Origin of the sequence: Kribbella sp. VKM Ac-2569, assembly GCF_004216905.1 — a bacterium.
In the GTDB taxonomy this organism is placed as follows: Bacteria; Actinomycetota; Actinomycetes; order Propionibacteriales; family Kribbellaceae; genus Kribbella.
Map to the genome: position 1 here is coordinate 243,929 of NZ_SGXJ01000007.1, position 12,289 is coordinate 256,217.

The window sequence follows — 12,289 nt, forward strand, 5'->3', positions numbered from 1 at the left end:
ACCCATGGAAACCAGTGAGATCAGGCGGCGGTTCCTGCAGTACTTCGAGGACCGGGGCCACACCGTGGTGCCGAGCGCGCCGCTGCCGTCGCCGGACCCGAACCTGCTGTTCAACGTCGCCGGCATGGCCCAGTTCGTGCCGTACTTCGTCGGCCAGCAGACCCCGCCGTACCCGCGCGCGACCAGCGTGCAGAAGTGCGTCCGGACCCTCGACATCGAGGAGGTCGGCAAGACCACCCGGCACGGCACCTTCTTCCAGATGAACGGCAACTTCTCGTTCGGCGACTACTTCAAGGAAGACGCCGTCAAGTTCGCCTGGGAGCTGGTCACCAAGCCGCAGAACGAGGGCGGCTACGGCTTCGACGAGTCCGTCCTCTACGCCTCGGTGTACTACGAGGACGACGAGGCGATCGACATCTGGAAGCGGGTCGCCGGGCTGCCCGACGACCGGATCGTCCGGCTCGGTATGAAGGACAACTTCTGGTCGATGGGCATCCCGGGTCCGTGCGGCCCGTGCTCGGAGATCCTGATCGACCGCGGCCCGGAGTTCGGCGCGGACCGGGACTGGGAGGCGGGCGACCGCTACCTGGAGTTCTGGAACCTGGTCTTCATGCAGAACATCCGCGGTGAGGGTGGCGGCAAGGAGGGCTACCCGATCCTCGGCGAGCTGCCGAAGAAGAACATCGACACCGGTCTCGGCCTCGAGCGGGTCGCGTACCTGCTGCAGGGCGTCGACAACATGTACGAGATCGACGAGATCTACCCGGTGATCGAGAAGGCGACCGAGCTGACCGGCCGCAAGTACGGCGCGGAGCACGAGGACGACGTCCGGTTCCGGGTCGTCGCGGACCACGTGCGCAGCGCGCTGATGCTGATCGGTGACGGCGTCACGCCGGGCAACGAGCAGGGCGGCTACGTGCTGCGCCGCCTGCTGCGCCGGGCGATCCGCTCGATGCGTCTCCTCGGCTACGAGGACCCGAGCCTGGTCGAGCTGCTCCCGGTGAGCCTTGAGCAGATGAAGAAGTCGTACCCGGAGCTGGTCACCGACTTCGGCCGGATCAGCCAGGTCGCGTACGCCGAGGAGGAGGCGTTCCGCCGTACTCTCACGGCCGGTACGACGATCTTCGACGTGGCGGTGCGCGACACCAAGGCGAGCGGCGCGCACCAGCTCGAGGGCGCGAAGGCGTTCCAGCTGCACGACACGTACGGCTTCCCGATCGACCTGACAGTCGAGATGGCGGCCGAGCAGGGCCTGAACGTCGACACCGGGGGCTTCCGCTCGCTGATGAAGGAGCAGCGCGAGCGGGCCAAGGCCGACGCGCGCGCCAAGAAGGCCGGTCACGCGGACACCTCGGGGTACCGGGAGCTGCGGGAGAAGGGCGTCACCGAGTTCACCGGGTACCAGGAGCTCTCCAGCGACTCCCAGGTCCGGGGCCTGCTCCGCGAGGGCGCGGTCGCGCCGTTCGCCGAGCAGGGCGAGACCGTCGAGGTCGTGCTCGAGAAGACCCCGTTCTACGCCGAGTCCGGCGGCCAGATCGCGGACGAGGGCCTGATCCTCGGCGACGGCCTGAAGCTGAAGGTGCTCGACGTGCAGCGCCCGGTCAAGGGCCTGATCGTGCACAAGGTCGAGGTTGTCGAGGGCGTACTGCGTCCCGGCGAGGACGTGCACGCCGCGGTCGACCACGAGTGGCGGGTCTCGGCCTGCCAGGCGCACTCCGGCACGCACGTCGTGCACGCCGCGCTGCGCCAGGTGCTCGGCCCGAACGCGTTGCAGAGCGGTTCGTACAACAAGCCCGGTTACCTGCGGCTCGACTTCGCGTGGTCGTCGGCACTGGACCCGGCGACCCGGTCCGAGATCGAGGAGGTCGCGAACCTCGCCGTACGCAAGGACCTCCCGGTGTCGGCGCAGTACATGACGCTGCCGGAGGCCCGGGACTGGGGCGCGCTGGCGCTGTTCGGTGAGACGTACGACGAGCAGGTCCGCGTGGTCGAGATCGGTGGCCCGTGGTCGCGCGAGCTCTGCGGTGGCACGCACGTGAAGCACTCGTCGCAGGTCGGCGCGGTCACCGTCACCGGTGAGTCGTCGGTCGGCGCCGGGGTCCGGCGGATCGAGGCGTTCGTCGGCATGGAGGCGTTGCACTACCTCGGCCGCGAGCGGGCACTGGTCCGGCTGCTCAGCGAGAACCTGAAGGCCCGTCCGGAGGAGCTGCCCGCCAAGGTCGCCGACCTGGCCGAGCGGCTGCGGGCGGCCGAGAAGGAACTCGAGCGGATGCGCGCCGCGCAGGTGCTCGAGGCCGCGGCCGAACTGGCGAAGGACCCGAAGGACGTCTTCGGCGTCCAGTACGTCGGCCACCGCGCACCCGACGGCGTGAACGGCGGCGACCTGCGCAAGCTGGCGCTGGACGTTCGCGGCCGGATGGCGAACGACAAGCCGGCCGTGGTCGCCGTGCTGAGCGTGAACGACGGCAAGCCCGGCGTGGTGATCGCACTGAACGACATGGCTCGTGAGTGGCGGCTGAAGGCCGGCGACCTGGTCCGGATCGCGGCCGAGAAGCTCGGTGGCCGTGGCGGCGGCAAGGACGATGTCGCGCAGGGTGGCGGCACGGAAGCGGCCGGTGCCGACGACGCCCTGAGCGCTGTCGAGCACGCGATCGGCCACCAGGTCACCGGCTAGATGAGCCGGCGATGAGGACGGGCGTGCGGATCGCGCTCGATATCGGCGACGCCCGGATCGGCGTCGCGAGCAGCGATCCGCACGGAATCCTGGCCACGCCTGTGGAAACCGTCCGGCGTGGGCCTGGCGATCTGGATAGGATCGCGGCACTCGCCGCCGAACTGGAGGCGTTCGAGGTCGTGATCGGGCTGCCGCGCTCCTTGTCCGGGGGCGAGGGACCGGCCGCGGTGAAGATCCGGGAAACGGCGGAGCAGGTGCGGGACAAGGTACTGGTGAAGAACTCGGGGACGACGGTGCGGCTGGTGGACGAGCGGTTCACCACGGTCACCGCCGAACGGATGCTGCGGGAACGGGGAAAGAAGGGCTCCAAGCGGCGGGCAGTGGTCGACCAGGCCGCGGCCGTCGTGATTCTGCAACATGCGCTCGACCTCGAGCGCGAGACCGGCAACCCACCCGGGAGGCCCCTGTGAACGGACCATCGGTGGAACAACAGCTCAACGAGGGCGAGGACCAGCGCGACGACGATCTGGGCACCGGCCTCGGGCTGCGTCCGGAGACGCGGGTCGAGCGCCGGGCCAACCGCCGCCGCGCCCGCGGCCGGCGCGCCTTCGGCTGCTTCGCCGGCCTGATCTCGCTGCTCGTCGTCGGCGCCCTGGTGGCCGGCGCCGTGGTCGGCTTCGGCAAGGGCAAGGAGGCGCTCGAGGGACTCTTCTCCGCTCCTGACTACGAGGGCGCGGGCACCGGCACCGTGGTCGTCGAGATCACCAAGGGCCAGGCGACCGCGTCGATCGCGGACACCCTGGAGAAGAAGGAAGTCGTGAAGAGCGCCCGCGCCTTCGAGCGCGTGGCCCGCGACGATCCGCGGTCGCTCCAGATCCAGGCGGCCACCTATACGCTGCGCAAGCACATGTCGGCCAAGGCCGCTCTCGACCTGATGCTGAACACCGCCGAGTCGGTCCGGGTGGCCCGGATCAGCGTCCCGGCCGGCAAGACCAAGGCCGAGGTCGCGCTGATCCTGCAGGGCTCGAAGATGAAGCTGCCGGCCGGCGCCGCGGCCACGGCACTCGGCAAGCCGGCCTCGCTCGGTCTCCCGCCGTACGCGCACAACAACGCCGAGGGCTTCCTGTTCCCGGGGACGTACGACGTGCCGAAGAACGCGAACGCGTACACGATGCTCAAGCTGATGACCGCGAACTACGCGCAGACCGCCGCGTCGCTGGACCTGGTGAAGTCCGCGACGAACAAGAAGCTGGACCCGTACCAGGCGGTCATCGTGGCCAGCATCATCGGCGCGGAGACGAACCGGTCGCAGGACTACGCCAAGGTCGCGCGGGTGATCTACAACCGGCTCGCGGCCGGGATGCGGCTGCAGATGGACTCCACGATTCACTACGTGGTCGGCAAGGACGGCGGCGTCTTCACCACGCCCGAGCAGCGCGAGAGCACGTCGCCGTACAACACCTACAAGTACAAGGGCCTGCCGCCGACGCCTATCAACTCCCCGACGCGCGACGAGCTGCGGGCGGCGATCAACCCGGCGCAGGGCTCCTGGCTGTACTTCACGCTGGTCAACCTGGACACCGGCGAGACCGCGTTCGCGAGCTCGGCCGAGGAGCACCAGGCCAACGTCAAGAAGCTGCAGACCTGGTGCCAGGCCCACAAGGGACGTTGCTGACCATGACCCGGTGTGCCGTTCTCGGTTCGCCGATTGCGCACTCGTTGTCGCCGGCCATGCACCGGGCCGCGTACGCCGCGCTCGGGCTGGACTGGGGGTACGACGCTTTCGAGGTCGAGGAGGACGAGCTCCGCGGATTCGTGGCGTCGCTGGGTGACGACGTCCGCGGGCTGTCGCTGACCATGCCGCTGAAGCGAGTCGCGCTCGACCTGGTCGACACGGTCGATCCGGTCGCGGAGCTGATCGGCGCGGCGAACACGATGCTGTTCGAGCCGGACGGATTCCGGTCGGCGCACAACACCGACGTACCCGGGCTGGTGAACGCGTTCGCCGAGCGAGGCATCACCGCCGCCGACTCCGCTGTCGTCCTCGGCGGTGGCGCGACCGCCGCGTCGACACTCGCCGCGCTGCGCGGGCTGCGGGTCAGCGAGGTCACCGTCGTCGTGCGGGACATGTCGAAGGCCGAGCGGTTGCTGGATCTGGCCGCGAAGCTGGGACTCCGGACGTCGGTCGCGGACTTCTCGCAGGTCGAGCAGATCGGCGGCTTCGACCTGTGCATTTCGACGCTGCCCGGTGGCGCGGTCGACCCGTGGGCCGAGCACTTCGCGGCCGTCGCGCCCGTGGTGTTCGACGTGGCGTACCACCCGTGGCCGACCCGGCTCGCGATCGCGGCGCACCGGATCGGTACAGAGCTGTTGAACGGACTTGACCTGCTCGTGCATCAGGCGACCCTCCAGGTGGAGATGATGACGGGTAGGTCGCCGGCTCCTCTGGCGGCCATGAGGGCTGCTGCGCGTGAGGAGCTCGGGGATCGTGAGCCTGCTTGACCGTCGTACCGTTCTGATAGCCGGCGTCGCTGTCACCCTGGCCGGCTGCAGTGACTCGAAGGACGCCGGCAGTACAGCGAGCCCGACTCCGAGTGCAACGGCACCAAGCTCGACGACGCCGCCTCCCAGCACGACCGTCCCCACGACGACGCCGAGCAGCACCCCGAGCACCTCAGCACCCACGCTGACCTCGACCGCGCCGAACTGGAACACCTTCGCGCGTTCCCTCACGGGCCGCGTCTACCTGCCCTCGACCTCCGGGTACGCCGCCGCGCACCAGCTCTTCAACCCACGCTGGGATAGCGTCCGCCCGACCGCCGTGGTGAAGGCCGCCAACCCCGCCGACGTGCAGAAGGCGATCAACTTCGCCCGCACCAACAAACTCGTGCTCGTCCCGAAGAGCGGAGGCCACTCGTACGTCGGCGCGTCGACGATCGCGAACGGCCTCCAACTCGACATCGGCGCGCTCAAGGGCATGAGCTACGCGAACGGCGTACTCACCGTCGGCGCCGGGGCCCGCCTGTACGACGTACACGCCTTCCTCGACCGCTACGGCCGCTCGCTGCCGACCGGCACCTGCCCGACGGTCGGCGTTGCCGGCCTGACGCTCGGCGGCGGGATGGGGATCCACACGAGGACCTACGGCCTCACCTGCGACCGCGTCGTGTCGATGGGCGTGATCACCGCGGACGGCAAGGCCCACAACGTCAGCGCGACCTCCGAGTCGGACCTGTTCGCCGCGCTGCGGGGGAGTGGCGGCGGCAACCTCGGCGTGGTCACGTCGTTCCAGTTCGCGACGATCCCGGCGACCAAGCTGGGCTTCTTCCGGCTGACCTGGCCGGAGTCGCAGGCGCCGGCTGTCGTGCGCGGCTGGCAGCAGTTCGCCCGGAGTGCGCCCACCACGGTCTGGGGCAACCTGCACATCGATGCCGCGAGCAACGGAACGTTGTCGATCCGGGTGCTCGGCGTCTCCACGACCGGCGACGCGACCGCGGCGGCGGCCCAGCTGGAGGGGTTCGTCGGCGCGAAGGCGTCGGCGCGGACTCTCTCGGTGAAGTCGCACCTGGAGGCCGTCAAGTATCTCGGGGGCGGTACGACGAGCCCGCGCCAGGGTTTCCTCGCCGGTTCCGACGTACTCGAGGGGCCGATGGACTCGGCGACGATCCTCGTGCTGCTCGGTGCGGTGAAGGCCGCCGCGCGCGCCGGGACACCGGCGTCGGCGATTCTCGACCCGCTCGGCGGACAGGCCGCGAAGGAGCCGGCCGGAGGCTCGTCGTGGCCGTGGCGTGGCGCGCTGGGCGTGATCCAGTGGTACTCCTCGGCGCAGGGCAAGAGTGCGCAGACCTTCATCTCGAACGGTCACAGAGCGGTCGGGTCGGCGTCGGCCGGCGGTTACGTGAACTACGTCGAGGCCGGACGGGCGGTCAGCTCGTACTACGGCGGGAGCGCCGCCAAGCTGCAGGCCGCGAAGAAGAAGTACGACCCGACGAACTTCTTCCACACGCCGTACACCCTTGGCTAGCTAGTGTTCGGCCCGTGAAGCTTTGGCGTGTGATCGCGGGTGTGCTGGCTGCCGGACTCGTCGCGGCCGGGGTGACGCCCGCGTGGGCGTGTGCGTGCGGCGGCTACCTGCCGGACGGACAGTCGAAGGCCCGCGTGTACGGCGAGAACGCGCTGGTCCAGTACGCCGGGGGCACCGAGCAGATCACGCTCTCGATGTCGGTCCGCGGCGCGTCGAAGAAGGCGGCCTGGATCATGCCGGTCCCGTCGGCCGCGAAGGTCGACCTCGGCGACGACAACGACTTGTTCTACCGGCTCGACCAGCTGTCGAAGCCGAAGCGCGTGGTGAAGAAGACGTACTGGCCGTTCCGCGATCTCGGCCTGGGCCGCGGCCGGGGTGACTCGGCCGGCGCCCCGGCGCCGGGAGCCGGGGTGAGCGTGAAGGAGCAGATGACGCTCGGCCCGTTCGCGGTCACGCGGCTCGGGGGCTCCAGCGGTACGGCGGTCACGGACTGGCTGCGCACGAACGGGTACGTCGTACCGTCGACGCTGGCCGCGAACCTCACGCCGTACCTGACCGAGAAGTGGGAGATCGTCGCGGTGAAGCTCGCGCCGAGGAAGGACGGCGAGAGTCTGTCCGGTGCGACACCGCCGCTGCGGCTGACGTTCGCGTCGGACCGGATCGTCTACCCGATGCGGCTCAGCAAGGGTGCGACCACGACCCAGACCGTCACGGTGTACGTCGCGGCGGAGCACCGGGTCGATGCCACGAAGGTGCCGGATGCCGACGTGACTCCGGAACTGCTCTTCGCCGGCCGGGTCGACACCGACATGCTGCCCAAGCCGACCGACTTCCTGACCGCGTACACGGCGACGTACCGCGAGCCGGGCAAGATCACCGACGACTTCACGTTCGCCCAGGCGGCCAACGACGACGAGTACCAGCGGATCACGTACGTCACCAAGAACGAAGGGTTCTGGAGCACGGTCGCGGTGCTCGCCGGACTCGTGCTGCTGCTGGTCGGCGGGGCGATCGTGCTCGCGCGCGTGCTGGCCCGGCGGGCGGCCGCAGGCGTCCGCAAGTAGTCGTCTAGGGTCGTGGATCGTGCCGGCTGACAACGCGTTGCTCGCTGCGGGAATCGGCGTGGTCGCCTGCGGTGCTGTCGCGTCCGTGCTCGGTCCTTGGCTGATGCGCAGCATCCCCGAGCCGGAGCTCGAGGAAGGCGAGACCAAGGTCTCGTACGCGTCGCTGGCCGGCCGACGGGCGGCGTACTGGTGCGGCGGGCTCGCGGCTGTGGCCGGCGGCATCCTTGGCTGGGTGCTCGGTCTGGACGCCGTGCTGCCCGCGTGGCTGGTGCTCGTGGTGGCCGGCTCGGTGCTCGGGTACATCGACGCGCGCACCCGGTTCCTGCCGTCGGTGATCATCTGGCCGACATACTTCGTGGTCGCGGCCGGGCTGGTGGCCGCGGCGCTGGCGACGGGGGAGTGGGGCTCGTTGCGGCGGGCGGCGATCGCCGGGGCGATCGGGTTCGCGGTGTTCTACGTGCTGTGGTTCGCGTTCCCGCGCGGCGTCGGGTTCGGTGACGTGCGGTTGTCGGGCCTGCTCGGGATCGCACTCGGCTGGCTCGGCTGGGGCGAGTTCGTGTCCGGGCTGTACGGCGGGTTCTTCCTCGGCGCGATCGTCGGGATCGTACTGATCGCGGCCCGGATCATGACCCGCAAACAGATGGTCCCGTTCGGGCCGTTCATGCTCGTCGGCGCACTGGCCGGCGTACTGCTCGGCGCCCCGCTGGAACGGTTGTACGCCGGATAACGGGTGCGAGGCTGCTTGCGCCCGACGGATCGCGGTCCACAAGCCTCCCCAAACCGGTTCGGGGAGGCTCCTGCCTCCGACCGGGGAGCGCTACTGCCCGATTCAGGCGGGTAGGACGCCCCAAACCAGTTTGGGGCTCGTCGTCTACAGCGAGACAGCGCCGAGTGCGGCCAAGATGACAAAGACGCCCAGGCCGCCGACGAATATGACGACGAATCCCCAGGTGATGGTGCGCCAGATCACCGAGCCCCCATAGACGGGCTGGTTGGTTGCTGACGTTTCCGGGCTGTACATCACCTCAAGAGGGTCGCCGACCTTCGGGTCCTTCAGGTAGGCGCACTCCCCGACCTGCTGCCGGCCCGACGCATCAGCAAATTCATACCGGGCGTGGACGACCTTCTCGGTCGTTGACGTGCCTGTCGCCGAGGAACTGCGAGTTGTTGTCCAGACATGACGAACCGTGCCCTGGGCTCGCGGCCATGCGGACAGTCGCCGAAGCCGGCGCGCGGACAGCCCTAGCACCCAGACTGGGCCGATCAGCAAGGCAAGGCCGAACACCAGTCCAATCACGGAACCAGAACTCACGCGATCTCCCAACAACTCTTGGTTATGGGTCCAGCACCCTAGCCGATCGGCGCGTGCCGGCTCCGAGTGGTTGTACGCCGGATAGGGGAGTCCTGGACTCCACCAGATGGCTGATGTGCGGGCACTGCCCGCCTTCCTAGGGTCGTTGAGGACGCATTCGAACTCTCGGGAGGGGAAGTCAATGCCAGTCAGTCGTCGTGGTCTCCTGGCCGGAACAGCCGTCGCGGGTGCTGCACTCGCCATACCTGGTACGTCGTCCGCGGCCGGCGCCATCACCACCAGCGCCAAGATCGGCCCGGGTGACGCGCGCTACCAGGATCTCGTGCAGCGCGGCCAGAACCGCCGCTTCGTCGGCAAACCCGACTACGCGCGGGTGATCCAGTCGACCGAGGACGCCGTCGCGGCCGTGCAGGACGCGGTCCGCAGCGGGAAGCGGATCGCGGTGCGCGGCGGCGGGCACTGCTTCGAGGACTTCGTGGACAGCAGCGACATCGAGGTGCTGCTGGACATGTCGACGTACGACGCGGTGACGTGGGACCCGCAGTACCGGGCCTTCTCGATCGGCGCCGGGGCGATCCTCGAAACCGTTTACAAGGAACTGTTCTTCGGGTGGGGCCTCACGGTGCCCGGCGGCGGATGCCTCGGCGTCGGGGTCGGCGGTCACTTCAGCGGGGGCGGATACGGGCCGCTGTCCCGCAAGTACGGCTCGGTCGTCGATCACCTGTACGGCGTGGAGATCGTGGTCGTCGACGCCCGCGGACGGGCACGGTCGGTGGTTGCGACGCGCGACAACGAGCACCGCGACCTGTGGTGGGCGCACACGGGCGGTGGCGGCGGGAACTTCGGCGTCGTCACCCGGTACCTGATGCGGTCTGCTGGGTCGTCCGGCCGGACACCGGGCGAATCGTTGCCCAAGGCACCGGCCGCGTTGCGGTCCAGCCTGCTGATCTACGACTGGAAGACGACGACGCAGGCCGGCTTCCTGCGGACGGTGCGGAACTGGTTCGACTTCTTCGAGCAGCACAACACCGCGGACTCGTCGTACGCGACGCTCTACGCGCCGTTCATCCTCACGCACTCGTCGGCTGGGCAGTTCCTGCTCTCCACCCAGATCGACGCGGCCGCACCGAACGCGGCGGAGCTGATGAAGGCGTTCCACGCCGCAATGGTCGCCGGCGTGGACCCGAAACCGCAGGTGATCGACGTCGGCGAAGGGCCGTTCCTGCACACCACGATGGAGCGGTCGATCGGCGAGACGGCGTCGCCGGGGCGCGGGAAGTACAAGGCCGGGTACTTGAAGACGGGGTACACCGACGAGCAGATCGTAGCGATGTACCGCGGGCTCACGGACACGACGTACACCGGCCCGACGTCCTCGGTGCTGCTGATCCCGTACGGCGGCAAGGTGAACACCGTGCCGTCCGACGCGACCGCCGCCGCACAACGCGACGTGGTCGCCAAGATGGTGCTCAGCGCGTCGTGGGAGAACGCGACCGACGACGCCAAGAACCTCGCGTGGGCACGGAAGGTGTACGCCGATATCTACCGCGACACGGGCGGTGTCCCGGTGCCGAACGCGATCAACGCCGGGTCGTACATCAACTACCCGGACGTGGACCTGGCGGACCCGGCGTACAACAAGTCGGGTGTGCCGTGGCACGACCTGTACTACCTCGGCAACTACCCGCGGCTGCAGCAGATCAAGTCGAAGTGGGATCCGCGCAACGTGTTCCACCACAAGCTCTCTATCGAGCCGAGCTGAGTCACCAGCCGGGGTAGCGGGTGGTCCAGGCGGTGTGCGGACCGTAGTCGCCGTGCAGCCGCTTGCCCTGGCTGAACTCCAGCGCGAAGTCGTCGGCGAGCTGGAGGATGATCGGACGTCCCTCGACGGTGAAGACGAGCTCTGCGGGCAGAGCCGTCTCACCGTGGAGGGCGCCGAGAATGTTCCCGCAGATCGCGCCGGTCGAGTCGCTGTCCCCGGAGTGCGTGGCAGCCAGTGCGAGAGCGTCGAGGAACTGGTCGGGTTCGGGGTACACGAGGGCCGCGTAGACAGCGATCGCGAGCGCCTCCTCCGCGACCCAGCCGCCACCGAGGCGCTCGACCGTGACCGGTCCGGGCTGTGTCGTCGCGGCTAGGTGCCTGGCGAAGGCGAGCGCCGTACTGGTCTCCTCGTGGCCGTCATGCTTGGTCAGGAGGTTTGTGGCGCTGGTGATCGCGTCGTCCAGGCTGGCGCCGCCGCACACCTCGCGGATGATCGCGGCCAAGGCGCCGGAGGCGAGCTTGCCGGTCGGGTGACCGTGCGTGTACCCGGCCGCGGTCGCGGCCGAGTCGAAGATCCACTCGGCCGGGAAGTACTCCGGCAGCAGCCCGAACGGCGCGACCCTCATCACGCCGCCGCAGCCCTTCGAGTCGTTGACCGCCTGGCCGCCGTACTGCGCGATCCGGGCCTCACCCTTGCGGGCCTGGGTCAACGCGGTCAGGCAGGTGTTGCCCGGCGCGCGGCGCGCGTACAGCCACTGCTCGCCCAGCAGCCAGCCGTCCTGCTCGCCGCTCGGGCCCGGCAGGTTCTGCGTGTCGAGCCAGCGGTCGTACGCATGCTGAACGACGGCCACCGTGAAGCCGAGCCCACGGTCGGTCCGGACACTCGCCCGGATCAGGCCCTCGACCGTGAACAGAGTCATCTGGGTGTCGTCGGTGATCGTCCCCGCGGGCCACCCACCAGCCACGAACGTCCGCAGACCGTCCGGGTGCTTCGCGAGGATCGACCCCGCGTCCTCGAACTCCACCGGCCCACCAAGCGCGTCCCCGATCGCACCTCCCAACAGACACCCACGCACCCGCGCCCGCCACGTCTCCTCAGCCACCCGAGTCATGCCAGGACCCTATCGGGGGTGGTGCCAGCGCTACCTCCAAGACGGGATCTGGAGCCAGTTCGCGCAGTGCGCGTTGCTTCTACGGTCGTTGGTAGAGAGAAACCGATCGTCGAAGGAGCGCAAGATGACCACCGCATTCCGTCGTACCGCCGGGCGTCTGGCCGTGGCGGCCCTCGCCACGACCGCCCTCACGGGCGCCGCGATCGCCGGCGGTCAGGCAGCCACGGCCAGCACCAGCTGCGAGGACTCCCCGATCGCCAAGACCTTCAATGCGGTCCTCGCCGTCCGCACCGGCCCCACCGAGGACAACGCGGCCTGCGACTGAGGTTGACGATTCTGTCC

The 12,289-nt window shown here is 69.3% G+C and carries 11 protein-coding genes; 9 read left to right on the plus strand and 2 right to left on the minus strand.

Annotated features, from left to right (window positions below; all coding sequences use genetic code 11):
- Nucleotides 1-4: 4 nt before the first annotated feature.
- Genes alaS through EV649_RS37440 form a run of 7 tightly spaced genes read left to right on the plus strand, consistent with a single transcriptional unit; the run spans nt 5 to nt 8,489 of the window.
- A complete protein-coding gene (gene alaS, locus EV649_RS37410; RefSeq protein WP_130388438.1) occupies nt 5-2,674 on the plus strand; it encodes an alanine--tRNA ligase in 2,670 nt (889 codons plus the stop codon).
- A gap of 11 nt (nt 2,675-2,685) precedes the next feature.
- Nucleotides 2,686-3,144 (plus strand): Holliday junction resolvase RuvX, encoded by a 459-nt coding sequence (ruvX, locus tag EV649_RS37415; protein WP_130388439.1) that lies wholly within the window; start codon nt 2,686-2,688, stop codon nt 3,142-3,144.
- Nucleotides 3,141-4,349, plus strand: coding sequence for an endolytic transglycosylase MltG (gene mltG / locus EV649_RS37420; protein ID WP_241999161.1), 1,209 nt, complete (start codon nt 3,141-3,143; stop codon nt 4,347-4,349). Before ruvX ends, mltG begins: the two co-directional genes overlap by 4 nt.
- 2 nt (nt 4,350-4,351) lie before the next feature.
- Entirely contained in the window at nt 4,352-5,176 is an 825-nt protein-coding gene (locus EV649_RS37425) for a shikimate dehydrogenase (protein WP_130388440.1), read from the plus strand.
- Nucleotides 5,163-6,698: an FAD-dependent oxidoreductase gene (locus tag EV649_RS37430; protein WP_130388441.1), complete on the plus strand. Its 1,536-nt coding sequence runs from the start codon at nt 5,163-5,165 to the stop codon at nt 6,696-6,698. Before EV649_RS37425 ends, EV649_RS37430 begins: the two co-directional genes overlap by 14 nt.
- Before the next feature lie 14 nt (nt 6,699-6,712).
- Complete coding sequence (locus EV649_RS37435) at nt 6,713-7,762, plus strand: DUF2330 domain-containing protein (protein WP_130388442.1); 1,050 nt, start codon at nt 6,713-6,715, stop codon at nt 7,760-7,762.
- A gap of 19 nt (nt 7,763-7,781) precedes the next feature.
- A complete protein-coding gene (locus EV649_RS37440) occupies nt 7,782-8,489 on the plus strand; it encodes an A24 family peptidase (RefSeq protein WP_241999163.1) in 708 nt (235 codons plus the stop codon).
- A 144-nt stretch (nt 8,490-8,633) separates the two neighbouring features.
- On the opposite strand, the gene EV649_RS40985 is transcribed toward EV649_RS37440, so the two are convergent.
- The gene (locus tag EV649_RS40985; RefSeq protein ID WP_157996386.1) at nt 8,634-9,074 is read right to left on the minus strand and encodes a DUF3592 domain-containing protein; all 441 of its coding nucleotides are present in this window, start codon (nt 9,072-9,074) and stop codon (nt 8,634-8,636) included.
- Between the two features lie 181 nt (nt 9,075-9,255).
- Between EV649_RS40985 and EV649_RS37450 the strand changes: the two genes are divergently transcribed.
- On the plus strand, nt 9,256-10,836 hold the full coding sequence (locus EV649_RS37450) for an FAD-binding protein (RefSeq protein WP_130388445.1): 1,581 nt from the start codon (nt 9,256-9,258) through the stop codon (nt 10,834-10,836).
- Between the two features lies 1 nt (nt 10,837).
- On the opposite strand, the gene EV649_RS37455 is transcribed toward EV649_RS37450, so the two are convergent.
- Nucleotides 10,838-11,947 carry an ADP-ribosylglycohydrolase family protein gene (locus EV649_RS37455; protein ID WP_130388446.1) on the minus strand — a complete coding sequence of 370 codons (1,110 nt, stop codon included), beginning with the start codon at nt 11,945-11,947 and terminating at the stop codon, nt 10,838-10,840.
- A 124-nt stretch (nt 11,948-12,071) separates the two neighbouring features.
- Between EV649_RS37455 and EV649_RS37460 the strand changes: the two genes are divergently transcribed.
- On the plus strand, nt 12,072-12,272 hold the full coding sequence (locus EV649_RS37460) for a hypothetical protein (protein ID WP_130388447.1): 201 nt from the start codon (nt 12,072-12,074) through the stop codon (nt 12,270-12,272).
- The last annotated feature ends 17 nt before the right edge of the window (nt 12,273-12,289 follow it).